The following is a 26,013-nucleotide window of genomic DNA, read 5'->3' on the forward strand; positions in this document are numbered from 1 at the left end:
CAACGGCCCTTATTTCGGGCCCTCCGGTCATTCAGGAGCGATTATGCCATTGTCGAGATTTTCCCTGCCGCTTTCAGTTGTTCTGCTGGCGGGCGCCAGCCTGCCTGTCACGGCTGAGCAAAGTGGCATTACAGCCTCAGTTGATGCCGGCGTTCTCAATCTCCGCGCGACGGAAACCGTCCATATCGGTGGGCGCAAGCTGAGCGAACTCGAATGGGAAACCAAAAACGCCGTGGCATTGCGCGGCTCGCTCGGGCTTGAACTTGCGCCCGGCTGGCGCGTGAAGGCGGAAGGCAGCGTCGGCTTCGAGGGCGACGGCTACATGACCGACTATGACTGGGTTTGGCCTTTTTCCAGAGATAGCTCGAAGGACAATTGGAGCCACCGTTCCCAGCATGACGACACGCGGCTCGACCATTATTTTTCGGGAAGCCTCGAACTCAATCGCATGTTGCTGGACGATCCGCAGCAATATCTCAGCGCCGGCGTCGGTTTTCGTTATACGGATGTTCAATGGTCGGCTTATGGCGGCAACGCCGTTTACAGCGTTTTCTCCCGCCGCGATTTCTCCGGCAAATTCAAAGATGGCCTCAAGGGGATCACCTATCGCCAGCAAATCCCGGTTTTCTACGGCAACCTGACGGGCGGCCAGAGGTTCGGCAACTGGTCGCTCAATCTGGGCCTCGAAGGCGGCGCCATGGTCTATGGCAAGGCGACCGACGATCACTGGCTGCGTGACATGCGCTTCACCGACAAATTCGACGTCGCCGGCATGTTCGGAGTGAAGGCCGGCGTCGCCTATGACCTGACCGAGAATGCCTCGATCTATCTCGACGGCGCATATGACTATACCAGCCTCGGGCGCGGAGATACACATTACAGCGGCGCAGGCGCCGGAAACCTGTCATCGGAAAAGAATGCCGGCGGCGGTGACTTGCAGTCGATTTTCGTGGGGATGGGTGTGAGAGGACGCTTCTAGTATCGACAGTTTCACTCGAATTACGAGTTTACCAGATGCGCTCGAATAACCCTGCCCTCAAAGCCGGGCGCGATTCAACATCGCCCATTGCAGCAGAATGATCGTCTTGGAATCGGTGATTTCACCCGATGCGATCATCGCGAAGGCTTCGTCCAGCCCGTAGGTCAGAACCTCCAGATCCTCGCCTTCGTCCTCCAGTCCGCCGCCGCTGCCGGCCTGCACGTCAAGATCAATGCGGGCGACGAAGAGGCTGACTTTCTCCGTCAGCGTGCCGGGGCTTGCATACATGTCGAAGAGATACTCGACCTTCTCAACAGCGTAACCGGATTCTTCCATTGCCTCACGGCGGATGGCGACGGCTGCGTCGTCGTCGTCGAGAAGCCCCGCCGGTACCTCGATCATGAAGCTTTGATCGCCGTTCACGAAGGCGGCGGGGCGGAACTGGCGCACCATCACCACGCTGTCGCGCTTCGGGTCATAAAGAAGAATGGCGGCGGCGCTGCCATGGTCGTGGACTTCCCGGACGATACGGATGGTTTTGCCATCCGGCATGCGCTGGTCGAAAACGAGCTTCTGCATATGCACGAAGCCCTTCCAGACGGTTTCTTTTTCCACCAGCCGGATTCTGCCCGCATCCGTGTCAGCCGGAATGTTTTTCGCCTGCGTCTGTGTCACCGGATATGTCCTTGCCTGTCGTGGAATTTCAGCCTGCCCGTGTTGCGGCGCAATATCAAGCCTCGCGGACCTCGTCATCGCGGCGGAGCCACACCTTGTTGTCGTGAAAAGCCGCACCGCCATAGGGGGCGACGGCATCGGCGCCGGTCAGCACATTGATGCCTTCGCCATCCAGATGCGCCCTGTTTGGCCACAGCCCTTCGGCGATCAGCACACCCGGTCTTGCACCCTCCACGATTTTCGCATGGAGGCGCACTTCGCCGCGCGCATTGCCGATGCGGACAATGTCGCCATCGGCGATGCCGTTGCCGCTCGCATCCTCGGGACAGATCATCAATTCCGGACGGCCTTCCTTCTGCACGGAAGTCTTCGTTTCCGCGAAGGTGGAGTTCAGGAAGTTGCGCGCCGGCGATGTCGCCAGCCGGAAGGGATGGTCACCGTCCACGGTTTCGATGACGTCGACCTGATCCGGGAATTTCGGAAATTGTGCAACAGGCCCCATCACACCGATATTTTTCGGCGGCTTGTTCGGAGACGGTCCAGTCGCCCATTCGGGGCTGAAACGGAATTTGCCATCGCCGTAACCGAATCCTTCGAGATAATGCGCCACCTCGAAGGACGGCTGCGCATCGATCCACTTTTCTTCAGCCAGCGTGTCGAAATCGCCCCAGCCGCTGACTTTGAGCATACGGTCGACATGGTCGCGGGCCGAAAGGCCGAAGCCCGGCATATGGTCGACGCCGAGGCGTTTTGCCAGCTCCTCGATGACGAAGAGATTGGTGCGCACCATTTCCGGCGGCTCCACCAGTTTGGGCCCCAGCAGAATGTGGTTCTGGCCGCCGGCGCGGTAGATATCGTCATGTTCGAGGAACATGGTGGCGGGCAGCACGATATCGGCCACATCGGCCGTTTCGGTCATGAACTGCTCATGCACGGCGACGAAGAGATCGTCGCGCAGGAAACCCTGTTTCACCAGCCGCTGCTCGGGGGCGACATTGACGGGATTGGTGTTCTGGATGAGCAAGGCCGTCACCGGACCGCCGTGGCGCAGCGCCTCGGCGTCCCCTGTCAGCACCCGGCCGATCTGCGACTGGTCGAGCTGGCGCACCTCAGGGTCGGCGTAAGAACTGCCCATCAGCTCCGCTTTGTTCAGCCGGAAGATATCGCCATTGTTGTGGAACGCGCCGCCGCCCTCATATTGCCAGGAGCCGAGAACCGTGGCGATGGAAAGCGCCGCATGCATGGCGACCGCGCCGTTGCGCTGGCGGGCAAAACCATATCCGAGCCGGAAGAAGGTCTTCTTGGTGGCGCCGACCAGCCTTGCGAAATCCTCGATTTCGTCGACGGAAAGGCCGGTGATTTCGGATGCCCATTGCGGTGTCTTCGTCTTCAGATGCGCCTCGAGCCCGGCCGGATCGTCGGCGAAGCGCGCCATATAATCACGGTCGGCGTAACCGTCGCGGAAGGCGATGTGCATGACGGCGCAGGCAAGTGCGGCATCCGTGCCGGGGCGGACGACGAGGCGCATATCCGCCTGCTTCATAGTCGGATTGTCGTAGATATCGACGACGACGATCTTCGCACCGCGTTCCTTGCGGGCTTTCACCGCATGGGTCATGACATTGACCTGTGTGGCGACCGCGTTGGTGCCCCAGATGACGACGACATCGGCCTTGGCGATCTCGCGCGGATCCGGGCCGCGCAGTGCGCCGGTGCCCATCACATAACCGGTCCAGGCCATGTTGGTGCAGATCGAGCCGAAAAAGCCGGAATATTTCTTGGCGTGGCGCAGCCGCTCGATGGAATCGCGCTGCACCTGCCCCATGGTGCCGGCATAGAAATAGGGCCAGATGGCCTCAGTACCATGCCGCGCCTCGGCCTTGACAAAAGCGTCCGCCACCTCGTCCAGAGCCGCTTCCCAGGAGATTTCCTGCCAGTCGCCCGCGCCCTTCGCACCCTTGCGACGCTTCGGGGTGAGAAGACGGCCGGGATGATAGATGCGCTCGGAGTAACGCGCCACCTTGGCGCAGATCACGCCGGCGGTGTACGTATTGGCGTTAGCCCCGCGCACGCGGCCGATGCGGCCATCCGCATTGATGTCGACCTCGAGCGCGCAGGCGCTCGGACAGTCATGCGGGCAGACCGTGTGTCCGATACGGACTTCGGACTTCGGGGCGGCTTTTTCAGCGGAAATCGGGGTCGCAACGTTCATGTCTTTTGTATATTGCATCAACGATGCGGCAAAAAGGCCGAAGTGACGTCCATCAAGAATATTCATCCTGACCATTCATCCGGATAAACGGCAAGCGAGACACATCCATGAACTACCGCCACATCTATCACGCCGGCAATTTCGCGGATGTCCTCAAACATGCCGTTCTCGCCCGCCTCGTGCGTTACCTGCAGAACAAGGACAAGGCCTTTCGCGTGCTGGACACCCATGCCGGCATCGGGCTTTACGACCTGACCTCGGAAGAGGCGCAGAAGACCGGCGAATGGCAGACCGGCATCGGCAAGCTGATGGAGGCCGATCTGCCCGCCCCCATCGCCGAACTGCTGGAGCCTTATCTTGACGCCGTGAAGGAGCTCAATCCGGAAGGTGGCGTGAAATTCTATCCCGGCTCACCGAAACTAGCGCGCATGCTGTTTCGCCCGCAGGACCGGCTTTCGGCCATGGAACTGCACCCAGATGACAGCCGGGCGCTCGCGCGCCTCTTCGAGGGGGACTATCAGGTGCGAGTTACCGAGCTGGATGGCTGGCTGTCGCTCGGCGCGCATCTGCCGCCGAAGGAAAAGCGTGGCCTGATCCTCGTCGATCCGCCTTTCGAGCTTGAGAATGAATATCAGCGTCTGGCCGATGGCTTGAACAAGGCCTATCGGCGTTTTTCCACCGGCACCTATTGCCTGTGGTATCCCTTGAAGAAAGGCGCTCCTATCAAGGACTTCCACGAGCGGCTGCAATCCTTCGACATTCCGAAGATGCTGTGCGCGGAGCTTTCCGTCAGAAGCGACCGGCTGGATGGCCTGAGCGGCTCCGGCCTCATCATCGTCAATCCGCCTTATACGCTAAAGGACGAGTTGCATACGCTGCTGCCCTACCTGAAGACAATGCTGGCGCAGGACAGGTTCGCCTCGCAGCGCGCCTTCTGGCTGCGCGGCGAGGAAAAATCGGAAGAGATTTGAAAGGGCTATCTCAGCCCTTCCCGCCTCTGCGCCTGCGCCAGCTGTGACCGTTCGAAGAACAGGATCACGAACAGGGCCATGATGAAGGGAATGATGAGGTAGAACAGCCGGAAGACCAGAAGCGCCGCGATGACATCCGCCGGGTTCATGTCCGGCAGGCCGGTGACGAAGACCAGTTCCAGCACCCCCAGACCTCCCGGCGCGTGCGAGATGAGCGCCGCCGAGAAGGAAACCAGAAATATGCCGAGAATGACCATATAACCAGGATTTCCGGCTTCCGGCAGCGCAAAATAGATGATGCCCGCCGCGCCGATCAGTTCGATCGGGCCGATGACGAGTTGCTGCGCAACAAGCTTCGGCGCGGGGTATGGCAGCACGAAGGAACCGATTTTCAGGGGCTTCAGCCTTAGCAGGCTGCCAAGAATATAAAGACCGACGAAAAGAAGCAGCACCACACCTGTGGTGGTGGAGGCTTCGACGGGCAGAATGCCGGTAAACCGTTCGGTGATGTCAGGCTCGTAAAGCAGCACCAGCCCGATGAGCATGATCGTGCCGATGAGGAAAGTGAAGGAGCAGAGGCCGACAAGCACGCCCACTTCCGCCACACTCAGCCCCTTGGACGTATAGGCCCTATATCGCACCACGGCGCCGGAGAATACCGAGGCCCCGACATTGTGGGACAGCGCATAGGTAGTGAAAGAGGTGAGCGTGATGAAGAACCAGTTCACTTTGCGGCCAAGATGCTGCAACGCGATGCGGTCGTAACCGGCGAGCGCGGCATAGGCCAGCAGGGTAGCAAGGCCCGAACACAGCCAGTCCCGCACGCGAATGGCTTTCAGACTGTCCCAGAGATCATCGAGCGACAGGCCGCGCAATTCGTGAAAGAGCAACCAGGCGGAAAAACCGATCGTCGCGAAGCCAACGACGGGCCAGATATATTTCTTGAATTTCATGCGGTCATGCCCGCCTATTTCCTCCAGCCTCACCCCAGCCCTGTTCCGTCTTTGCGGAAGATTCGTTCAACTTTATTCGTTATGCGGCAAAGCTTTCAACCTTTTCATCAAAGATTGGCGGTTTGCCCCGTTCACAAGTTGATGTAAGACCGGATCGTCGCCCGCCGGCGATGTGAGGTCGTCCACTTTCCGGAGAACGTACACGGAATGAAGCGTTATGCCGGTTTCATCGCCCTGGGCCTTCTGTCGCTCGGCGCATTGTGGTTCGCGCGGGAAAATCCGGCTCCGACCAGCCCCGCCGGCAACCGGCAGACACAATCCCAATCGCAGACCGTCGGCAACTCCCGGCCGGACGCTCCAGGGCGCGACGTTTCCCGACAGGAGACGGGCAAGAACCCTGCGTCCCGCGGAAGCGGATTCGATTTTTACGTGCTGTCGCTCTCCTGGTCACCGGCATTCTGCGCCAGTTCCGAAGGCTCGGGCAACCGCCAGCAATGCGGCAGCGACAGACGTTACGGTTTCGTGGTGCACGGGCTGTGGCCGCAGAACGAAAACGGTTATCCTGAATTCTGCCAGAGCGGTGAGCCCGACCGTGTTCCGGACGCGATCGGCCGCACCATGTTCGATATCATGCCGTCCATGGGCCTGATCGGCCACCAGTGGCGCAAGCACGGCTCCTGCTCCGGCCTGTCGCAGAGGGACTATTTCTCGGCGACACGGGCCGCCTTCGAAGCCATCCGGCTGCCGGGAAAGATCGCCTCCGGCGCCGAAGCCGCCACTCTCTCCGCCGACGCCATAGAAACCGCCTTCACCGACGCCAATCCCGGCCTGTCGAAACGCGGCATCTCCATCAGCTGCGACGGCAGGCGCCTTGAGGAAGTGCGCATCTGCCTCAACAGGGACATGACATTCCGCGACTGCCCCGAGCTTGACCGCAAGGGCTGCCGCGCCAACGCCACGGAAATCATCCCCATTCGCTAGAGCGCATCGAATGCTCTCGATTGCACTCTTCTACACATTTTCCAGACATAAAACCGCTATGCAGCTTTATTGACTATTCCAGTCCCCAGACGACAACCCACAGGACACGACCATGGAACTGCTCTACTCGCCCGCCTCCCCCTACTCCGCCAAGGTCCGTATGGCCGCGCGCCATCTCGGCATCGACATTACCTCCGTGCGTGTCGACACCAGTGCCGAGCCCGCAACGCTGATGGACAACAATCCGCTCGGCAAGATTCCGGTCCTGCTTCTGGATGAAGGCGGCTCGGTCTATGACAGCGTGGCGATCATGCATTATCTCGACCGTCTTTCGGGCGGCAAGCTCTACCCGAAAAAGAACGGCAAGCGCACGGATGTGGAAATTCTCGAAGCGCTGTGCGACGGCATCATGGATTGCCTGCTCGCCATCGTTTACGAGCGCCGTTTCCGCCCGGAAGAAAAGATCCACCAGCCCTGGATCGACAAGCAGTGGAGCAAGGTGGTCCGCGGGCTTGATTATCTCAACACCAACCTGCCGAAAACCGGCAAGAAGCTGCATGGCGGCCATTTCGCCCTTGCCGCGATGATCGGTTATCTCGACCTGCGTTTCGCCGGCGAATGGGCCGAAGGGCGCGATGCGCTGGCCGGCTGGCCGGAAACCTTCGGCAAGCGTTTCGAAGCCTATGCGGAAATGAAGGCCGCCGCCTGAGTGGGATGCAGAAGGACGCCTGGCCGGAAGGCCGGGCACTCATGCCGACGCTTAAGAGCGAAAAACAAAAAAGCCGGGGCAAAACCCCGGCTTTTCCAATAGCGATCCTTGAGGGATCAGAACTTGACGCCGATACCGGCCTTGACGGAGTGGTCATCATAACCACGCGAAAAGGCGTCGTTGCCGAGCGTGTAGTCCTTCTTCTGGTAGTCGCTGTAGCGATATTCCAGACGAGCGGTGATGTTGTCTGTAACCATGGCTTCAACACCGGCACCAACCGTGTATCCGAGAGCCGTGGCGCTGTCCTTGTTGACGCCGTCACGAACCTTGTTGTCGGAAACAGCAAGACCGGCCGTACCGTAGAGCAGGAACGGGTTCATGTCGTAACCGACGCGGCCACGCAGCGAGCCGTTGACGCCCTGCTTGCCTTCGACGGCGCGACCTGCGACCGTACCGGCGGAACCGCGCTCGTCACCGAGGTTGACGTCTGCTTCCGCACCGTAAACCAGCTGGCCGTTCTGCCAGTTGTAACCGCCGTAGAGACCGCCGCCAGCGCCCTTGGCGTCACGACCGTCGTTGCTGGAGCTGAAACGGCCCCAATCGTAGTTGACCGTACCACCGAGGTACGCACCGGACCAATCCTTGACCGGCGCGGGCTGGTCGTAGGAAACCGGTGCCTGCGGCACTTCGTTTACGGCGTCAGCGGCGTGAGCAGCCGAAAAGCCGGCGGCTGCCATGGTCGAAGCCATAAGGGTTGCTACGAAAATACGCATGCTATTCTCCTTTCAGGACCGCTCTGTACTCAAAACATTGTTCTCAGACGCGGTGTAAACTCGTCGGGTTAATCGCCCCTCTGGAAACTGAATTTGATAGGAGAATGCGGAGATCAAAGAGCCAAAATGTGAATTGTTTGGGGCGGCGACGTGACTAGAATTAGACGTTGCCTAATTGCCACAAGGGGTTTATTAACCCTAACAGAAGCCTAACCAGCAATAGATTGCCTTTAAACTTAGTTATATTCAAATTAAACCGAAATTGCATTGTGAATAAAAAATCGCCCAATTCTTTTGGGGCCGATGGACAGCTTGCGATTTGCATTTATATCCAGCAAATAGGACGGATATGAGCAAATGCAGGTCAGCCGTGAAAGAAAATATACAAAAGACAGTCTTGATAACGGGAGCCGCCCGGCGGCTGGGGCGGGCAATCGCCACCGATCTGGCCGCCCATGGCTTCGCCATCGCCGTCCATGCCAATGCATCCATGGCCAGCGCCGAGGAATTCGCTAACGAAATAAGGCAGAAAGGTGGCAAGGCCGTAGCCGTTCAGGCGGATCTGACACAATCCGGCCCTGCCTCGGGGCTCATCGAACAGGCTGCGTCAGCACTGGGGCCTATCGGCGTCGTTATCAACAATGCGTCGGTTTTTCTCGACGACTCGGCGGACAAGCCCGATCCGGCGATCTTCGACGCACATTTCGCCGTGCATGTGCGGGCGCCCTCCCTCATCGCCGCCGCCTTTGTCGAGCAACTGCCTGCCGATAAATCCGGGCTGATCGTCAATATCATCGACCAGCGCGTGCTTGCGCTCACGCCACGGTTTTATTCCTATACGCTTTCGAAATCGGCGCTCTGGACGGCCACGCGGACGATGGCGCAAAGCTTTGCGCCGCGTGTGCGGGTCAACGCCATTGGGCCGGGTCCCACCTTCAAAAGCGAAAGACAGGCGCCCGAGGACTTTCAGGCGCAGATCGATGGCCTTATATTAAAGCGTGGTCCCGCACCGGATGAGTTCGGCCGGACGATTCGCTTTCTTTACGACACGCCGTCGGTCACCGGACAAATGATCGCGCTCGACGGCGGCCAGCATCTTGGCTGGGAAACCCCTGACGTGGCGGAGATAAATGAATGAACGGAAAGAAGCTGCCTGATGGCGGTATTCTCTTCGATGACACCGACGACGAAGATGACGATGCAAGCCTTGCCGCGACGGAAACGGCCGAGGCTTCGCGCGACGTCGCCGGCATGGACTGGAATGCGGGATGGAAAAACGAATCCGGCCTGAAGGGCATGGATCTGATCGGCGAATTCGTCAAACACCTGCCGAATGCGCCGGGCGTCTATCGCATGTTCAACGAGGCGGGCGACGTGCTTTACGTCGGCAAGGCGCGCTCGTTGAAGAAGCGTGTCGGCAATTACGCGCAGGGCCGCGTGCATTCCAACCGCATTGCCCAGATGGTGCGGCTGACCGCCCATATGGAATTCGTCACCACCCGCACGGAAACAGAGGCGCTTCTACTGGAAGCGAATCTCATCAAGCGCTTGCGGCCGCGCTTTAATGTGCTTTTGCGCGACGACAAGTCTTTTCCCTATATTCTCATTACCGCAGACAACCGCGCGCCGGCGATTTTCAAACACCGTGGAGCGCGGGCGCGCAAGGGCGATTATTTCGGCCCCTTTGCGTCGGCCGGCGCAGTCGGCCGCACCATCAATTCTCTGCAACGCGCCTTTTTGATCCGCACCTGCACCGACAGCGTGTTCGAAACCCGCACGCGTCCCTGTCTTCTTTACCAGATCAAGCGCTGTTCCGGCCCCTGCACGCATGAGATCAGCGATCAGGGGTATGAAGAACTCGTCAAGGAAGCCAAGGATTTCCTGTCCGGCAAGAGCCAGAGCGTCAAGACCGCGATTGCGCGGCAGATGAACGAGGCGGCCGAGGACCTCGATTTCGAGCGCGCCGCCGTCTATCGCGACCGGCTGGCCGCACTGTCGCATGTCCAGAGCCATCAGGGCATCAACCCCGCCGGCATCGAGGAGGCGGATGTCTTCGCCATCCACCATGAAGGCGGCATCTCCTGCATTCAGGTGTTCTTTTTCCGCACCGGGCAGAACTGGGGCAACCGCGCCTATTTCCCGAAGGCCGACCCTTCGCTGCCCGGCTCGGAAATCCTCAATGCATTCCTGGCGCAGTTTTATGACGACAAGCCGGTGCCTAAGCAAATCCTGCTTTCCGAAACGGTGGAGGAGCAGGAGCTGCTGGCCGCAGCACTCGGCGAAAAGGCCGGGCACAAGGTGACAATCAGCGTGCCGCAGCGTGGCGAGAAGAAGGACATCACCGACCATGTGCTTGCCAATGCCCGAGAGGCGCATGGCCGCAAGCTGGCGGAAACCTCGTCTCAGGCGCGGCTGCTGAAGGGTTTTGCGGAAACCTTCGGTCTTTCTTATGTGCCGCGCCGGATCGAGATTTACGATAACTCCCATATCATGGGCACCAATGCCGTGGGCGGCATGGTGGTGGCGGGGCCGGAAGGTTTCGTGAAGAACCAGTACCGCAAGTTCAACATCAAATCTACCGACATCACCCCCGGTGACGACTTCGGCATGATGCGCGAGGTGATGACCCGTCGCTTCTCGCGTCTGTTGAAGGAAGAGGGAAAGCCCGACCGTGGGCAAACGCAGACGCCGACGCCGGAGGAAGCCGCCGATATGCCCTTCCCCGCCTGGCCCGATGTGATCCTGATCGATGGCGGCCAGGGCCAGATGACGGCGGTACGGGCCATTCTCGACGAACTCGGCATTCGCGACTGTGTGACCGCCATCGGCGTCGCCAAGGGCGTGGACCGCGAGGCGGGCCGCGAACGCTTCTTTGCGGATGGGCGCAGCGATTTTTCGCTGCCGCCGCGTGATCCCGTGCTCTATTTCATTCAGCGCATGCGCGACGAAGCGCACCGCTTCGCCATCGGCTCTCACCGGGCGCGGCGCAAGAAGGAAATGGTGCGCAATCCGCTCGACGAAATCTCGGGAATCGGTCCGGGCCGCAAGCGCTCCCTGCTGCAGCATTTCGGCACGGCCAAGGCGGTTTCCCGCGCCGGCCTCAACGACCTGATGGCTGTCAGCGGCATTTCGGAGACGGTTGCGCGGCAAATCTACAATCACTTCCACGAGAGCGGCGGCGATTGACGCCGCGCCGTCGTGGCGAACTGCTAAAAAAACATAATACATGTTGACGCTATGCCCTGGCGGCGGCATCAAGGCAGCTAATCTTAGACTGACAGGTTTCCCATGGCTTCGCGCGCATACAGCATTCCCAACCTCCTCACCTATGGCCGCATCCTCGCGGTTCCTGTCATCGTTTTGTGCTTTTACATCGAAGGGAAACTGGAAAGCTCGGATTTCGCGCGCTGGACGGCATTGTGGCTATTCATCATCGCCTCGCTGACCGATTTCCTCGATGGTTATCTCGCGCGTATCTGGAACCAGACGTCGAATATCGGCCGCATGCTGGACCCGATCGCTGACAAGCTGCTGGTCGCCTCCGTCCTGCTTCTGATGGCGGCGGATGGCACCATTGCCGGCTGGTCGCTCTGGGCGGCCATCACCATTCTCTGCCGCGAAATTCTGGTCTCGGGCCTGCGCGAATATCTGGCGGCGCTGAAGGTCAGCGTTCCCGTCACCCGCATCGCCAAATGGAAGACCACCATCCAGATGGTCGCCATCGCCTTCCTGCTCGCGGGTCCTGCGGGCGACAAGGTTCTGCCCTACACGACCGAAATGGGCATTACCCTGCTGTGGATCGCGGCGGCGCTGACCATGTATACCGGCTATGATTACTTCAAGGCCGGCCTGAAGCACATCGTGGACGAAGACTGATGACACGGATCGTTTATTTCGCCTGGGTTCGCGAGAAGATCGGCACGGATGAAGAAGAGCTGGACATCCCCTCCTCCGTCACCACCGCCGGCGAGCTGATCGCCTGGCTTGCGACGCGCGGCGAGAATTACGAAGCTGCCTTCGAGTTTCCCAATGTGATCCGCGTCGCCGTCAATCAGGAGCATGTCGAGCATGATGAAAGCATCCTCGGCGCGCGCGAGATCGGCATTTTCCCGCCGATGACGGGGGGATGAGCGGATGCAGCCGACGGTCCGCGTGCAGGCAGAGGATTTCGACGCTGCGGAGGAAACCCGCCGGCTGACGGAAGGGGACAGGAGCATCGGCGCGGTCGTGGCCTTCACCGGGCTCTGTCGGGATGATGGCGGCACGCTTGCGGCGCTGGAGCTTGAACACTATCCCGGCATGGCGGAGGCGGAAATAACCCGCATCGCCAGACTTGCCATGGAGCGTTTCGGCCTTCTCGGCCTCACCGCCATCCACCGCCACGGCAAGATCGCCACCGGCGAAAACATCGTGCTCGTCATCGCAGCTTCATCGCATCGACAGGCCGCCTTCGATGGCGCCAATTTCGTGATGGATTATCTCAAGACATCCGCCCCGTTCTGGAAAAAGGAACATGGCAAGGATGGCTCGGCGGGCGACTGGGTTGCGGCAAAAACAACCGACGACGCGGCCAAGGACAAGTGGCGATAGAGCATTTCCAGGAAAAGTGGAGCCCGGTTTTCCGTCCGGAAATGCGACGGAACAAAGAGTTGGAGCGCTTTCGCCATTCGAAGAAACGCGAAAGCGCTCTAGGGGCCATACTCAGGGCGCTTCCACCCTGCTACGCATGACAATCAGCCAGCCGACCAGCATCGCCAGAACCACCGCATCGCGCCAGGCGGCGGGTCCGTAACCGACCCAGAAAGTTTCCGCAAAGCCGACGGCGGCGGCCCCAAGGCCGCAGATGAGCGGACTGGCATAACCGCCCGCCGCCGAAATCAGCACCACCTTCAGGCCAAAGACCAGACCAGCGCCGAAATCCATGGTGCCGTAATAGAATGTGGCCAGCACGCCGGCGATGGCGGCGACGAGGCCTGCTGCACAATACGAGACGAGAAATATCCGGCCCGCATTCACCCCGCATAATGCGGCGGCGAAAGCATCGTCCGAGACCGATTTCCAGCGCCTGCCGAAAGCAGAATGGCCAAGATAAAACGACCCTGCGAGAATGAGCAGGCAGAAGGCCGCCGTGTTCAGCATCTGCATCGGCGTCAGGGTCACGGCAAAGCCGCCATCGGCCCAGAAGCGCACCGGCTGAGACAGAAGCGGCGGCAGCCATAATTGCCTTGTGTCGGCGGCCAGCCTCGCGCTTTCGGTCAGCGCGATCAGCACGCCGACGGCGGCGACGGTCACGGCATTGGGAGAGGCTTTCGCCAGCGGCCGCATCACCGCCCGGCCGACAAAACCCGCCGCCCACAGCCCGCCGAACAGGCCCGCCCCTGCCCCGAGCGCCAATGTTGCCGGCAGAACCAGCCACAGCCGGTTCCAGCCGAAATCCGCAAATAACAGGCAGGTCTGGCCGGCAAAGGCGAATATGGCGCCATAGGTGACATCGGCGCGTTTGGTGACCGAAAAGGCGATGGCATAACCAAAGGCCAGAACCGCATAAAGCGAGGCGACCGGCACGGCATTTAGCAATTGTTGCAGGAAATAGGCCAAGCGTGTCCTCCCGCCATGATTATAACTGTTAAAACTCATTTTGACAGTTATAATGTGCGGCATGACCTTTCGCTGGACAGAACATCGTTTCGCAGGCGGCGCATTGGCGCTGGATGTCGCCAACAGCGTGATCCTGCGCTCGGATGCGGCAAAATCAGTCGACCGTTTTGCCGTGCCGGCGCAGATCGCGGCCTTTGCCGAAGCGGCCACAAGGCTCGGTGCGGAACGAGACAGGTTTCCCACGCTCATCGCGCCCGAGGCGGAAAAGCAGGCGGTTTTTCTCGATCTTCGCGAGGCCGTCGACGATTATTTCCGCGCCGCCATTACCGGCGGCGACGATGGCGACGGCAGGCTGGCCGGACTTCTCTTCGCCTGCGGCACGGCACTGCGGACGTTTCCGATTGCCGAAAGCCTCGGCAACGCCACCGCCCATTCCGCCCTCTCGCTACTTGCCGGCGAGACACGGGAGCGGCTGCGGATCTGCGGCAATTGCGGCTGGCTTTTCATCGACCGCAGCAAGAACAGAAGCCGTATCTGGTGCGATATGGCGGTGTGCGGCAACCGGCAGAAAGCCAGCCGGCACTATCACAGGAAGAAGGATGTGCGGTCATGAAGAGAATTGCCCTTCCCTTGCTGGCGATTGCGGGGATGCTCGCTCTTTCCGGCTGCCAGCGGGAAGAACCGCGCGAAGTGGCGAAGGTTTCCGGCCGGATGTTCGTTTTCAACTATCGCGTCGCCATCGCCACCTATCTGGTGACGCTTCAGCGCATCGCCCGCATTCGCGATGGCAGCACGGTGGAAGCGACATTCGAAAACCCGCGCGGCGGTCCAGACCTCACCAGCCGCGAGAAGATTTTCCCGAAAGACGAAAAGATCACGGTTCAGAGCCCACCGGTGGAATGCGTGAAGCAGGACCGGCCCTACAAGGTCACCATCCGCATCAAGGGGCCGGAAGGCGACATTCTCCAGACCATCGAAACCACGATCCGCTCCGACACCGACCAGTCGCTTCTTCCCGCCAAGCCGCTGGTGGTCGGCCCGCTTTATACGCCCAATCCGGAGGTGTTCAAACCGGATGGCACGACGGATATGCGGCCCGTTCAGGGGTGTCCGGCGTCCTAACAAAAAATTGCAGCCTTAGGCTCAGTTCTCTGTAGGGGTGGCAAACCTCACTTCCGTCATGCCGGGCTTGACCCGGCATCCAGCAGCCGCGCGTCTGCGTGGCGTAAGAGTCTTTGCGATCAAGGACTTGATCGCGCTGGACCCCGGATCCAGTCCGGGGTGACGGAGTATGGAATGAGGTCTCCGCAGAACGCACCGTCTTGCAGGCAGCGCTCCAAAACAAAAAAAACGGAGCCTTTCGGCTCCGTTTCTTCGAGTCTTTTCAGCAGCTTCACACAATCGCCTGCAACAGCGATTCAAGCCGTTGAGATTTTGAATCAGCCGACGATTTCGGTTTCGGCGAACCAGTAGGCGATTTCCTGTGCGGCGGTTTCCGGAGCGTCGGAACCGTGAACGGAGTTTTCGCCGATGGAGAGCGCGAAGGTCTTGCGGATGGTGCCTTCCGCGGCCTGGGCCGGGTTGGTGGCGCCCATGATTTCGCGGTTCTTGAGGATGGCGTTTTCGCCTTCCAGAACCTGAACGATGGTCGGGCCGGAAGTCATGCCTTCAACGAGTTCGCCGAAGAAGGGACGCTCTTTGTGAACGGCGTAGAAGCCTTCGGCTTCGCGCTTGCTCATCCAGACGCGCTTGGAGGCGACGACGCGCAGGCCGTTGTCTTCAAATACCTTGGTGATCGCGCCCGTCAGGTTACGCTTGGTTGCGTCCGGCTTGATCATCGAAAATGTGCGTTCAATCGCCATATGTCCGTTTCCTTTTCCTTCAGAGAAAGTGGGCGGTCTTTACCCGCCCAAAGGCCCGAAAACAAGGGGGATCGACGAGATTGCGACGATGATGCCAGACATTTCACGCCGCTGTCACACTGCGGCCTCTCGCATCGTAGAGATCGAGGCAGCCTTCGAACCAGTCCCGCACGGGGTCGTTATCGGCGAACAAATCCGCCCCGGTGGTGATCCGCGCCCATTGCAGCGCGCCGAACACGATGTAATCCGCAAAGAGCGGCGATGTGCCGCCGATGAAAGGCTGGAAGCTCAGCATACGCCGGATCGGCGCAAGCAATGCCGGAAAGGCTGCGATTTCCGCCTCGCGGTTCGCCACCACATCCTCGAGCGGACGGCCGAGCGCTTTCGTGCGGCTATCGCGGAAATAACGGCGGTCCGGCTCATCCAGCATATTGTGGATATCGAGCACGGCGATACGTACGATGGCCGGGTGAAGCACCGTCTGCGACCAGCTTTCGACGAAACGGGCCATGGCCTTGCCGCCCTCGCCGTTGAACAGCGACGGCCGCTCCGGGTAAGCCTCGTCCAGGTAAAGCGCGATTTCGAAACTGTCGCTTATCAGCTCGTCGCCATCGCGCAGGATCGGCACGGTCTTCGAAAAACCGTCCTCTACTGTCGGGATCACCGTGAAGGGTAAAGGCCGCTCCTCGAAATCCAGCCCCTTATGCGCCAGCGAAAGCACGGTTTTCCAGCAATGGGGAGAAAATGGCCGGGAAGTGTCGCTTCCGCATAGCGAATAGAGCGTTCTGGAAGTCGTCATGGGCTGCCCCTCTTCTGCAACATCGATGGAGCGATATAAAAACGGTCGTCGCCCGAAATCAAATCAGGATTTGTCATATTATCGATCAAGGAACGCTTGGGGCACACCCGCCTTCCGCAACGCGGAATACATGCTTCGGGACGGCAAAATTCCTTGTGGATTTATTCTATTTTAAACCGTCGCTTGTAAGAATAACGCCGTTCAACAATCGGTTATCGCCGGTCCATTCATAATAATCCATTGCTATTGGGGCTGTCAGTGACGACATCGGCGGGCGATAAAAAACGCGAGCAGGCAAGAAGCGCTCTTGTCGTTACCAAGATCACGCAGTTCATCGCCAAGATGAACATTGCACCTTTGCCGCGCAATTATGAATTGATCTATGAAATATTGTCCGGACACAATCCGGCCATGGGCCGTGACATTCTCGCGCTTGGCAATGCGCCGCAGCAGCATGAAATCGACATCATCGGCCAGCGGCACAATCTGCCCGGCTTTTCGCGCATCGAAGCCGAACAGATGGCAAGCGAGGCCTTCGATACACTGACGCAGATTTCCGCGCGGCTGGAGGCGAGCCTTCAGCGCACCGAAACCTTTCTGGCCAGCCTTGCGCAGAATGAGGATGGCGAGCCGCCCGCAACGGAGCGCTTCATCGATTTGCTGGGCGATATCCACGAAGAACAGACGAGCCTTCGGCATTTCATCGCCATGGGGCTGGTGAAAATCCGCGAGGTTGAAAGAAACCGGGGGGAGCTTCAGGCCGCCTCGCTGCGCGACGTGCTGACGGCACTGCCAAACCGGGCGGCCTTTCTCGAAAAGCTTGGCGCTCTTTTTCCAAAGGACCGGGCCGCATCCGCCACCTCGCTGGTGCTGCTGGATATCGACCATTTCCGGGAAATCAACGGCAAATATGGCTCCGCCGCCGGCAACAAGGCATTACGGCGTCTCGCCGCCCTGTTTCGCAAAACCATCAAGAAGGACGATTTCGTCGCCCGTATCGGTGGCGATGAATTCGCCTTCCTGTTTGCCGGCGTGCCGCAGAACACGGCCGAGGCCATTGCCGAGCGGTTGCGGCAAAGCGTGGAGGCGCTGCGTTTCGTGACGCAGGAAGGAGACGGCGAACATCTGACCGTTTCAATCGGCGTCGCTGCGGTGGACGGAACCGCAACGCCCGCCGAATTTTTCAGCCATGCCGAACTCGCTCTGCTTTCGGCACGCTGCGGCACGCGCAACTGTGTCATCGGTTATTCGCGGGAGGTGGCGCAGCATAGCCGCAGCAGCTATCTGGCGCAGCTCGGCGATTGACAGTTTAATCTCGCCCGATGTGGCGCGGGCGCTCTTGCCTTGGCCAGACAGTTCGGCCAAAACGGCGCCATGATTACGATTACCGATCTTTCCGCCCGTATCGCCGGGCGTCTGCTTCTCGACCATGCCAGCGTGACGCTTCCCGCCGGTGTGAAGGCGGGCCTTGTTGGCCGCAATGGCGCCGGCAAATCCACCCTGTTCCGGGTCATCACCGGCGATTTCTCGGCGGAAAGCGGTTCGGTGACAATCCCGAAACAGGCGCGCATCGGCCAGGTGGCGCAGGAAGCCCCAGGCACCGAAGAATCGCTGATTTCCATCGTGCTTTCGGCCGACAAGGAGCGCAGCGCGCTTCTGGCCGAGGCGGAAACCGCAACCGATCCGCACCGTATCGCCGAAATCCAGATGCGGCTCGTCGATATCGACGCCCATTCGGCGGAAGCGCGCGCCTCCAGCATTCTTGCCGGTCTCGGTTTCGATCACGAAGCGCAGCTTCGCCCGGCCTCCTCCTTCTCCGGCGGCTGGCGCATGCGCGTGGCGCTTGCCTCCGTGCTGTTTGCAGAACCCGACCTTTTGCTGCTCGACGAGCCGACCAACTATCTCGACCTCGAAGGCACGCTCTGGCTTGAGGATTATATCCGGCGTTATCCGCACACCGTCATCATCATCAGCCACGACCGCGATCTTCTCAACAATGCCGTCAACTCCATCGTGCATCTGGACCAGAAGAAGCTGACCTTCTATCGCGGCGGCTACGATCAGTTCGAGCGCCAGAAGGCCGAAAACGACGAATTGCAGATGAAGGCGAAGGCAAAAAATGACGCCGCGCGCAAACACCTGCAAAGCTTCATCGACCGTTTCCGCGCCAAGGCCACCAAGGCGCGGCAGGCGCAGAGCCGCATCAAGGCGCTGGAGCGCATGGGCACCGTCGCCGCCGTGATCGAGGATCACGTCCAGCCGATCACCTTCCCGGAGCCGGAAAAGCAGCCCGCCTCCCCCATCGTCGCCATCAATGGCGGGGCTGTGGGTTACGAGCCGGGCAAATCGATCCTGAAGCAGCTCAATCTCAGGATCGACAATGACGACCGCATTGCGCTGCTCGGCTCCAACGGCAACGGCAAATCCACCTTCGCGAAATTCATCTCCGGCCGCCTTGCGCCGCAGGCGGGCGATCTTCGCGTCGCCCCTGGCCTGAAGATCGGTTTCTTCGCGCAGCACCAGCTCGATGACCTCGTGCCGGATGAAACGCCGGTCGAACATGTGCGCAAGCTGATGCCTCTGGCGCCAGAGGCACAGGTGCGCTCCCGCGTGGCGCAGATGGGTCTCGCAACCGAAAAGATGGCGACGGCGGCAAAGGACCTTTCCGGTGGTGAAAAAGCACGGCTTCTGATGGGACTTGCGGCCTTCCACGCGCCGAACCTGCTCATCCTCGACGAACCGACCAACCATCTCGATATCGACAGCCGCGGTGCGCTGATCGAGGCGCTGAACGATTACAGCGGCGCGGTCATCCTCATCTCGCACGACCGCCATCTCATCGAGGCGACAGTGGACCGGCTGTGGCTGGTGGCTGACGGAACGGTCAAGACCTTCGAAGGCGACATGGAGGAATATCGCGATCTCGTCGTTTCCTCCGGTAAGAAAAAGGAAGACAAGACCGACGCCGTGGCCGATCAGGCCTCCAAAGCCGATCAACGCAAGGCAAGCGCGGAAAAGCGCGCCCAGCTCGCACCGCTCAAGAAAAAGATCAACGAAATCGAATCCCTGACGGCGAAGCTTGAGAAACTGATTCAGTCGCTCGACGCCGAGCTGGCGGATCCCGTCCTATACGAAAAAGCGCCCGCCAAGGCCGCACAGAAAGTGAAGGAGCGCGGCGAGGCCGCCGCGAAGCTTTCGGATGCGGAGGAGCAATGGCTGCTGCTTTCGAGCGAATATGAAGAAGCAATGGCGGGGTGATGCGCGACTGCGCTTTCAGTTAAACTGGATATGTTCTAGGCGCATGCCCTGCGCGGTTGCAGGCGGTCGAGCGGTACGGCGGGGGAATAAAGATAACCCTGCCCGAAGCGAATGCCCATCTGCATCAGGAGCCGGCTCTGTTCCTCGGTTTCTATGCCTTCCGTCACCAGCTTTGCGCCGTAACGCTCCGCACTCTCGAAGGCGAGCGCAATGGCCTCCCTGAACCGTGACTGGTCGAGCCTCGATGTCATCCAGTGATCGATCTTAACCTCTTCGAACGGGAACCGCGCCAGCAACGTGAGGGCAGCATAACCGGTACCGAAATCATCGAGCGCCAGCCGGACGCCTTCGGCAATCAGCGTATCGAAATTCTGCTGTACGACATCGGTGGTCGGTATCCTGCTCATCTCCGTCACTTCGATTGAAAGGCGATACGCCGGCACCGCCATTTCGTGCAGCAGCGCCACGACCCGGTCTGCGAAATGCGCGCTCGCAAAGGACGAAGCGGAAATATTCACCGCCAGATGAAAATCCGCCTCGAGGCCGTGCAGGTCGCGAAGATCGCGCACGACGGCCTCGATCGTCGACCATTCGAATTCCACCAGCAGCCGATGGCGTTCGGCGATTTCCAGCACATAATAAGGCGAAAGCGCCTGCCCCCGCGCGTCGACCGCGCGCAGGAGCGCTTCGGCACCGATCATGCGGCGATTGCGCATTTCGAATTTCGGCTGATAACAAATGGGCGGCGTGCCGGATTTGATCCAGTTGACCAGCATCTGCCGCACCGCCTCGTCCAGTGTCGCTTTCTCGGCAAAGGAGAAGGGGAAAATCTGCACCGGATGATCGCTGCCCTTGAGCGCCAGGCTGAGGTGCCTGAGGAAGGAGGCGACGTTCCGTTGCGAAAGCTTGTCCAGATTTGCCGCGCCGATTTTGAGATGCGGGACCGGCCCTGCCTCCGCCGAGCGACAAAACGTGCTCAAACCCTCATGCAGACGCATTATGAGTTTCGTGCTTTCGGACTTTTCAAGCGAAATCCCCTGCATGACGACTGCAAGTGTCGTATCGCCGAACATGAAGCTACAGGGCGCATTGATGTCGCAAAGGACGCCGTAGTCCCCGTCGCAGATCTCCCGCGCCAGCCGGGGCCAGAAAAGATCGCTCCAGTCTTCTCCCTCGCAGGCGGCGACATCGGCTATATTGACGATCTCGATCAGAACAAGGGCGTGCGGAACCGCCGGTTCCTGCCGCATGACTTTTTCCATATGGTCCTTAAGCGCCCGCGTGTTGGGCAGACCAGTCAACGAATCCGTTCTTGCTGCCTCCTCTCGTTTCCTTGCCTCTTCCCGGGCCCGCGCTTCGCTGCGCAAGAGGATGAACAGGCACACGATCATCGGCAAACCAATGGAGGCGGCGCCTATTGTCCGGCGCCCGAGTGCGCTTACGAACAGTGCGTGATCGATTAAACCCAGCGCGAACGAAATTGTGATGGCCAGCAGTGCGGTCATGAATCTGGCCGCACAGACGATAAGAATATCCCGATTTCCGATATCGGCGAGGCGCCGGTTGCGCATCCAGCCATACATGGCGACGCCGCAGGCCGAAATGACGACCATGTCCTGCAAGGCCGCAAGAAACAGCGCGGGACCGCCAAAGACATATCGCCCGACCGCCACGAAAACCAGGGTGATCAACCCGCCCTGCCATGAGCCCAGCACCCCGGCAAGAAACAGCAATTCCGTGCGGATATAGGGCTTGGAGGGAAGTTTGATGAATTCGGAAACCAGCATCGCGAGCAGAAACCCCGCCACGCCGAACACGATGCCATAATAGACCTTATAGCGGGGATCCTCGAGGGCGATGTTTCGCCGGAGGAGAATCAGCACGGACACCATGCCGACAACGGCTGCCGCCTGAAGCAGGAGGAAGGGAAGTTCGGCAGCGGATGCTGCCGCTTGTGCGGCGATCAATTCCATCATCTGCATTACCTGTCGTCATGTGTTGCGGCACCGGAATTCCGGTTCATGGACTTCACAACTCCCGCTCAATGCAGGACTTATCAAATATCGCCCAGCCTTGAGCCGCCTATGCCGACATTGCGGCTTCGGCGTCATAAGGTCCTGTTGGCCCGGCAATCGCTTCCGTAGGGCCGGAGGCCAGCACCAGCCGGTCTCTTCCCTGGCGCTTGGCCTCGTAAAGCGCGGTATCGGCCCGGTTGACCATGTCGTAGATAACTTCCCCGCCGTCACCGGAGACTGCGATCCCGAGGCTGACGGTGACGATTTCCCGCCCGTCGGGGCGGTTAAGATGGGGTATTGCCTCGTCGATCACAGCCAATCTCAGTCTTTCCCCTATCGCCAGTGCAGCGGAAGTGACGCAATCGTCGAGCAGGACGACGAATTCCTCGCCCCCGTAACGCGCGACGAAACTTCTGTCGCCATCGTCCCTGCGCAGGGCGCTGCGAAGACGTCCGGCGATCCTGCGCAGGCAGTCATCGCCGGCAATATGGCCTTCGGAATCATTATAGTTTTTGAAATAGTCGACATCGAGAAGGATGAGAGCCCGCGGCCTGCCGCTGCCGGCAGAAGCCTCGCTCGCCGCCTCGTCGAAGCTGCGGCGATTGCGGATACCGGTGAGCTGATCGGTATTGGAGAGCTGCTGAAGTACCCGGTTTGCGCTTTGAATTTGTTGCAACAACATTTTTTCGCGCAGCGACGCCAGATAATCACGCCGCTCCACCTGCTCGATACGATAGGCCGCAAACAGCGAAACCGCGCTGATGCCAACGGAACACATGATCGCGGGCAACTTGGCGACCTCGCTCGTCACCGTGACATACCGCATGCCGACAATGAATACCACCATGCACCCGACCGTACCCATGACCGCGAGGGGAAACGGTTTGCGATGGATCGTATTCATGTAAATGACGACGGTGACGATACCGATGTAATATTCGCTCGCGGATGACGTCCGAGCATTGGCATAGATGAACATGATCGATGCGACGACCAACATGCAGCCCAGCCCGTGAAGCACCTCATGGGCGACCGCATCCGGCCGCAGCCCGATCGCATAATATCGCACCGGAAAATAAAGAAATAAAATCGGCGTTACAATAATCAGGCGGACGACCAGATCAAGCCAGATGATCTCGGGCACCAGACTGAGATCCACCAATATGTAGAGATTGTAGAGGACGACGCCGAAAATCAGCCCATATGTATTGAATTGGTGGTTGCTTTCGTTGACTTTCTGAACGAAGCCAGACAATCGGTCAGATTTAAACAAAACCACCACAATCCGATCTTTGAAATAACTATATTAGAATAAATAAATTATATTAATACCAAGATATACATCAAAATCCGCATTTCAACAGCCGAAAAAAGGAAAAATTCCAATAAAAATGCAATATTAATTTATATATTTCAGGTCGCGTGGAAATGCGAAGTCACTGTCGGATACTGTCGAGACGTCGCGCTTTCTGGAAAGACCATTCGCGCCGAAACGATCGCCTTGCTCCTTCGGGCGTTTCTGCTAAAAACCTGTAAAAATCACACTTTATCTCAGACAGCATTCACACACGGGTTCCACTTCATGTCAGCCACCAAGCTTGCCATCGTCGGCGTCGGCAAAATCGTTCGCGACCAGCATCTTCCCGCCATTGCAGGCAATCCGGATTTTGAATTGATCTGCACCGCAAGCCGCCACGGCACCGTGGACGGCGTCGCTTCCTATGGCACCATCGAGGCCATGCTGGAGGCCGTGCCTGCTATCGACGCGGTATCGCTGTGCATGCCGCCGCAATATCGTTACGAGGCGGCTTACGCGGCGCTGAATGCCGGCAAGCACGTTTTCCTCGAAAAGCCGCCGGGCGCCACCCTTTCGGAGGTGCAGGATCTCGTCCGGCTGGCGGATTCGAAGGGCCTTTCGCTCTTTGCAAGCTGGCATTCGCGTTATGCCCCGGCGGTCGAGGCTGCGAAGGCGTTTCTGGCTTCCACCAAAATCGACAGCGTGCATGTCATCTGGAAAGAGGATGTGCGCCACTGGCACCCGAACCAGGCCTGGATCTGGCAGGCGGGCGGTCTTGGCGTGTTCGATCCCGGCATCAATGCGCTTTCGATCATCACCCATATCCTGCCGCGCGCGCTGTTCCTGACCAAGGCGACGCTTGAGTTCCCGGAAAACCGCGACGCCCCGATCGCTGCCGATCTGCATTTTTCCGATGTGGCGAAAACGCCCGTCCATGCCGAATTCGACTGGCGCCAGACCGGCAAGCAGAGCTGGGATATCGTTGCCGAGACGGCAGCGGGACGGATGGTGCTTTCTGAAGGCGGCGCAAAGCTTGCCATCAATGGCGAAGAAAAACTCTCCCAGCCGGAGCGGGAATATCCTGCCCTTTACGAGCGTTTCTCGGAAATCATCAAGGCTGGCCGTTCCGATGTCGATCTCGCGCCGCTGACCCACGTGGCCGACGCCTTCCTGCTCGGCCGCCACAAATTCGTGGATTCCTTCTACGACTGAGAAGCCGAAACGCTTCCCGAAGGACAATGCCTCAAAGGGCGCGGCTGACGAAACGGTCGCGCCCTGATTTTTTGGCCTGATACAACGCTTCGTCGACGCTGGATAGCAGCGTTGCCCGGTCGGCACCCGCCTGCGGAGCAAGCGCGCCGCCAATGCTAAGACGGGCGTCCACGTCCTGCCCGTCCACGTCGAAGGGGTTTCGGAAAGCGGCCAGAAGCCGGTCCGCCATTCCGCTCATGACATCTGGGCTGCGGGGCCGCGGTATAAAAATCGCGAATTCATCGCCGCCCATGCGCACGACGATATCCTCCTTGCGGATTGCCTTGCGGATACGTCCGGCGGCAGCGGTCAGAACGCGGTCACCGGCAGGATGGCCGAACGTGTCGTTGATGGTCTTGAAACCGTCCAGATCAAGATAGAGCACACCGAAGGCCTCGTTTGCACGCAGGGCCGCGCCGAGCTGGCCGTCGACAATCGCCTCCAGCGCCTTGCGATTGTAAAACCCGGTCAGCGGATCGGTCATCGCCGCATCGCGCAATTCCCGTTCGGCCAGACTCATGGTGAAATTGGCTTTCTGAAGCCGCAGCAATGCAGCCGCCAGCAACGCGAAATGTCTGAGATTTTCGATTTCGATGCGGGAAAAATTTCTCGGCACCGTATCGACCAGGCAAAAGGCGCCAACAACAAGACCAGGCTCAAGTTCGATCGGCGCACCCGCATAGGAACGCAGCTCCGGCCCCTCTTTCACATAGGGCATGAAGCGGAAATGCGGATGCTCGGTGAGATCGGGAATCACCACCACATCCTGCTTGGCGATGACGCGGTTGCAGATCGACAGATCGCGCGGGCATTCCGACAGCTGCATTCCCGCCTGCTCGGCGATATGAAGCCAATCCTCATCGATAATACTGACCGCCGCACGCGCCACGCCAAAAACCCCCTGCCCCAGTTGCGACAGCACTCTCAGCTCCGGCATCTCGGCATTCTTGAAAGACATGATCGACCGCACCGCGACCAGGCGCTCGGTTTCTCCCGCCGGTCGCGATATCGCCTGTCCCATACTCATGTCCTTCTGCTGTTGCGTCACAGGAAGCCGCCCGAGGCAGAGCAGGTCAAACCAGCCGCCTCGCTCGAAGCGAAAGCCCATTCCCGCAGGATTCCTTCGAGCGCATAATGCAAAAACCCGCAATTGACGCCACGTGCGAATTTTTGCCGGTCTGTTTGCGTATGGAACCAATCGTCGGGATGCACAATCGGGGGTGCGATCAGGCCTTCTTCTGCCAGCGGCCTTCAGGTGACTGCTGCCAGTAGGTCAGGGAATGCCCCTCTGTTTTCAGTCTTTTCCAGTGATTCCGCGCCATTTCGAGCTGGTAGGCATCATATCCGTCGAACATGAACACGATACGTTCATAGGCCTCAACCGCCGGCGGCTCGGCGCCATCGACGAGAAAGCGGACACTTGCCGCGTTGGCGTTCTCGTCGGACGCCGTCAGGAGAATCGGCTGGTTTTGCGGTGCGGGCGAAGTATCGGTGGCGTGCGGCAGGAAACTGTCGTCACGAAAGGTCCACAGATGCGTATCGAGGAAATCACGGCGCTCCTCGCCCACCGTCTGGATCGCGACCTTCCAGCCGCGTTCCAGCGATTTCTCAAGCAAGGGCGGCAACGCATCCTCCAGCTTCGATTCCGTCAGATGGTAGAACAGAATTTCAGTCATCCGC

Annotated in this window: 25 protein-coding genes; 14 read left to right on the plus strand and 11 right to left on the minus strand. The window is 59.5% G+C overall.

Features of this window, described 5'->3' with window-relative positions; translation table 11 throughout:
- Nucleotides 1-43 precede the first annotated feature (43 nt).
- Nucleotides 44-979 (plus strand): omptin family outer membrane protease, encoded by a 936-nt coding sequence (locus BTE54_RS22960; RefSeq protein WP_078054078.1) that lies wholly within the window; start codon nucleotides 44-46, stop codon nucleotides 977-979.
- A 57-nt stretch (nucleotides 980-1,036) separates the two neighbouring features.
- Here the strand turns inward: BTE54_RS22960 and BTE54_RS22965 are convergent, their stop codons facing one another.
- Both BTE54_RS22965 and BTE54_RS22970 read right to left on the minus strand, forming a co-directional pair.
- On the minus strand, nucleotides 1,037-1,654 hold the full coding sequence (locus BTE54_RS22965; RefSeq protein WP_078054079.1) for an NUDIX domain-containing protein: 618 nt from the start codon (nucleotides 1,652-1,654) through the stop codon (nucleotides 1,037-1,039).
- A 55-nt stretch (nucleotides 1,655-1,709) separates the two neighbouring features.
- Nucleotides 1,710-3,932, minus strand: a complete 2,223-nt coding sequence (locus tag BTE54_RS22970; protein ID WP_198939211.1) for a molybdopterin oxidoreductase family protein — start codon at nucleotides 3,930-3,932, stop codon at nucleotides 1,710-1,712.
- Nucleotides 3,933-3,973: 41 nt separating this feature from the next.
- Between BTE54_RS22970 and BTE54_RS22975 the strand changes: the two genes are divergently transcribed.
- Nucleotides 3,974-4,837 (plus strand): 23S rRNA (adenine(2030)-N(6))-methyltransferase RlmJ, encoded by an 864-nt coding sequence (locus BTE54_RS22975; protein ID WP_078054080.1) that lies wholly within the window; start codon nucleotides 3,974-3,976, stop codon nucleotides 4,835-4,837.
- A 5-nt stretch (nucleotides 4,838-4,842) separates the two neighbouring features.
- Here the strand turns inward: BTE54_RS22975 and BTE54_RS22980 are convergent, their stop codons facing one another.
- A complete protein-coding gene (locus BTE54_RS22980; RefSeq protein ID WP_065654066.1) occupies nucleotides 4,843-5,790 on the minus strand; it encodes a lysylphosphatidylglycerol synthase domain-containing protein in 948 nt (315 codons plus the stop codon).
- Nucleotides 5,791-5,997: 207 nt separating this feature from the next.
- Between BTE54_RS22980 and BTE54_RS22985 the strand changes: the two genes are divergently transcribed.
- Both BTE54_RS22985 and BTE54_RS22990 read left to right on the plus strand, forming a co-directional pair.
- On the plus strand, nucleotides 5,998-6,771 hold the full coding sequence (locus tag BTE54_RS22985; RefSeq protein ID WP_078054081.1) for a ribonuclease: 774 nt from the start codon (nucleotides 5,998-6,000) through the stop codon (nucleotides 6,769-6,771).
- Between the two features lie 112 nt (nucleotides 6,772-6,883).
- Nucleotides 6,884-7,480 (plus strand): glutathione S-transferase, encoded by a 597-nt coding sequence (locus BTE54_RS22990; protein ID WP_078054082.1) that lies wholly within the window; start codon nucleotides 6,884-6,886, stop codon nucleotides 7,478-7,480.
- Between the two features lie 116 nt (nucleotides 7,481-7,596).
- On the opposite strand, the gene BTE54_RS22995 is transcribed toward BTE54_RS22990, so the two are convergent.
- Nucleotides 7,597-8,253, minus strand: a complete 657-nt coding sequence (locus tag BTE54_RS22995; protein WP_035261664.1) for an outer membrane protein — start codon at nucleotides 8,251-8,253, stop codon at nucleotides 7,597-7,599.
- Nucleotides 8,254-8,602: 349 nt separating this feature from the next.
- Between BTE54_RS22995 and BTE54_RS23000 the strand changes: the two genes are divergently transcribed.
- The 5 genes from BTE54_RS23000 to BTE54_RS23020 all read left to right on the plus strand — a co-directional run bounded on the left by BTE54_RS23000 (nucleotide 8,603) and on the right by BTE54_RS23020 (nucleotide 12,843).
- Nucleotides 8,603-9,391, plus strand: a complete 789-nt coding sequence (locus tag BTE54_RS23000) for an SDR family oxidoreductase (RefSeq protein WP_078054083.1) — start codon at nucleotides 8,603-8,605, stop codon at nucleotides 9,389-9,391.
- A complete protein-coding gene (gene uvrC / locus BTE54_RS23005) occupies nucleotides 9,388-11,439 on the plus strand; it encodes an excinuclease ABC subunit UvrC (RefSeq protein ID WP_198939212.1) in 2,052 nt (683 codons plus the stop codon). Before BTE54_RS23000 ends, uvrC begins: the two co-directional genes overlap by 4 nt.
- A gap of 102 nt (nucleotides 11,440-11,541) precedes the next feature.
- Nucleotides 11,542-12,129: a CDP-diacylglycerol--glycerol-3-phosphate 3-phosphatidyltransferase gene (gene pgsA / locus BTE54_RS23010; protein ID WP_003520759.1), complete on the plus strand. Its 588-nt coding sequence runs from the start codon at nucleotides 11,542-11,544 to the stop codon at nucleotides 12,127-12,129.
- A complete protein-coding gene (gene moaD, locus BTE54_RS23015) occupies nucleotides 12,129-12,383 on the plus strand; it encodes a molybdopterin converting factor subunit 1 (protein ID WP_078054084.1) in 255 nt (84 codons plus the stop codon). The genes pgsA and moaD overlap by 1 nt, the downstream gene beginning before the upstream one ends.
- Before the next feature lie 4 nt (nucleotides 12,384-12,387).
- Nucleotides 12,388-12,843 (plus strand): molybdenum cofactor biosynthesis protein MoaE, encoded by a 456-nt coding sequence (locus tag BTE54_RS23020; RefSeq protein WP_078054085.1) that lies wholly within the window; start codon nucleotides 12,388-12,390, stop codon nucleotides 12,841-12,843.
- A 111-nt stretch (nucleotides 12,844-12,954) separates the two neighbouring features.
- Here BTE54_RS23020 and BTE54_RS23025 read toward each other — a convergent pair whose 3' ends face one another.
- Complete coding sequence (locus BTE54_RS23025; protein ID WP_078054086.1) at nucleotides 12,955-13,851, minus strand: branched-chain amino acid ABC transporter permease; 897 nt, start codon at nucleotides 13,849-13,851, stop codon at nucleotides 12,955-12,957.
- Nucleotides 13,852-13,903: 52 nt separating this feature from the next.
- Here BTE54_RS23025 and BTE54_RS23030 point away from each other — a divergent pair, with 52 nt between their 5' ends.
- Together BTE54_RS23030 and BTE54_RS23035 are read left to right on the plus strand one after the other, a co-directional pair.
- Nucleotides 13,904-14,464, plus strand: coding sequence for a CGNR zinc finger domain-containing protein (locus BTE54_RS23030; RefSeq protein WP_198939213.1), 561 nt, complete (start codon nucleotides 13,904-13,906; stop codon nucleotides 14,462-14,464).
- Nucleotides 14,461-14,973 (plus strand): hypothetical protein, encoded by a 513-nt coding sequence (locus tag BTE54_RS23035; protein WP_078054087.1) that lies wholly within the window; start codon nucleotides 14,461-14,463, stop codon nucleotides 14,971-14,973. The genes BTE54_RS23030 and BTE54_RS23035 overlap by 4 nt, the downstream gene beginning before the upstream one ends.
- A gap of 317 nt (nucleotides 14,974-15,290) precedes the next feature.
- Here the strand turns inward: BTE54_RS23035 and ndk are convergent, their stop codons facing one another.
- Nucleotides 15,291-15,713: a nucleoside-diphosphate kinase gene (gene ndk / locus BTE54_RS23040; protein ID WP_003496769.1), complete on the minus strand. Its 423-nt coding sequence runs from the start codon at nucleotides 15,711-15,713 to the stop codon at nucleotides 15,291-15,293.
- Between the two features lie 103 nt (nucleotides 15,714-15,816).
- Nucleotides 15,817-16,512: a glutathione S-transferase family protein gene (locus tag BTE54_RS23045; protein WP_065654073.1), complete on the minus strand. Its 696-nt coding sequence runs from the start codon at nucleotides 16,510-16,512 to the stop codon at nucleotides 15,817-15,819.
- Nucleotides 16,513-16,770: 258 nt separating this feature from the next.
- On the opposite strand from BTE54_RS23045, the gene BTE54_RS23050 reads away from it, so the two are divergent.
- Together BTE54_RS23050 and BTE54_RS23055 are read left to right on the plus strand one after the other, a co-directional pair.
- Entirely contained in the window at nucleotides 16,771-17,817 is a 1,047-nt protein-coding gene (locus BTE54_RS23050; RefSeq protein WP_198939214.1) for a GGDEF domain-containing protein, read from the plus strand.
- A 69-nt stretch (nucleotides 17,818-17,886) separates the two neighbouring features.
- Entirely contained in the window at nucleotides 17,887-19,770 is a 1,884-nt protein-coding gene (locus tag BTE54_RS23055; protein ID WP_078054088.1) for an ABC-F family ATP-binding cassette domain-containing protein, read from the plus strand.
- Nucleotides 19,771-19,805: 35 nt separating this feature from the next.
- Here BTE54_RS23055 and BTE54_RS23060 read toward each other — a convergent pair whose 3' ends face one another.
- Nucleotides 19,806-21,746, minus strand: a complete 1,941-nt coding sequence (locus BTE54_RS23060; RefSeq protein WP_078054288.1) for a bifunctional diguanylate cyclase/phosphodiesterase — start codon at nucleotides 21,744-21,746, stop codon at nucleotides 19,806-19,808.
- A 106-nt stretch (nucleotides 21,747-21,852) separates the two neighbouring features.
- Entirely contained in the window at nucleotides 21,853-23,040 is a 1,188-nt protein-coding gene (locus tag BTE54_RS23065; protein ID WP_078054089.1) for a GGDEF domain-containing protein, read from the minus strand.
- A 327-nt stretch (nucleotides 23,041-23,367) separates the two neighbouring features.
- Between BTE54_RS23065 and BTE54_RS23070 the strand changes: the two genes are divergently transcribed.
- The gene (locus tag BTE54_RS23070) at nucleotides 23,368-24,294 is read left to right on the plus strand and encodes a Gfo/Idh/MocA family oxidoreductase (RefSeq protein ID WP_078054090.1); all 927 of its coding nucleotides are present in this window, start codon (nucleotides 23,368-23,370) and stop codon (nucleotides 24,292-24,294) included.
- A 31-nt stretch (nucleotides 24,295-24,325) separates the two neighbouring features.
- Here BTE54_RS23070 and BTE54_RS23075 read toward each other — a convergent pair whose 3' ends face one another.
- Nucleotides 24,326-25,354 carry a sensor domain-containing diguanylate cyclase gene (locus tag BTE54_RS23075; protein ID WP_078054091.1) on the minus strand — a complete coding sequence of 343 codons (1,029 nt, stop codon included), beginning with the start codon at nucleotides 25,352-25,354 and terminating at the stop codon, nucleotides 24,326-24,328.
- Nucleotides 25,355-25,559: 205 nt separating this feature from the next.
- Nucleotides 25,560-26,009 (minus strand): DNA polymerase III subunit chi, encoded by a 450-nt coding sequence (locus BTE54_RS23080; RefSeq protein WP_003520745.1) that lies wholly within the window; start codon nucleotides 26,007-26,009, stop codon nucleotides 25,560-25,562.
- Nucleotides 26,010-26,013: the final 4 nt, after the last annotated feature.

The sequence above is a fragment of the Agrobacterium sp. YIC 4121 genome (assembly GCF_002008205.1).
Classification (GTDB): Bacteria; Pseudomonadota; Alphaproteobacteria; order Rhizobiales; family Rhizobiaceae; genus Agrobacterium; species Agrobacterium leguminum.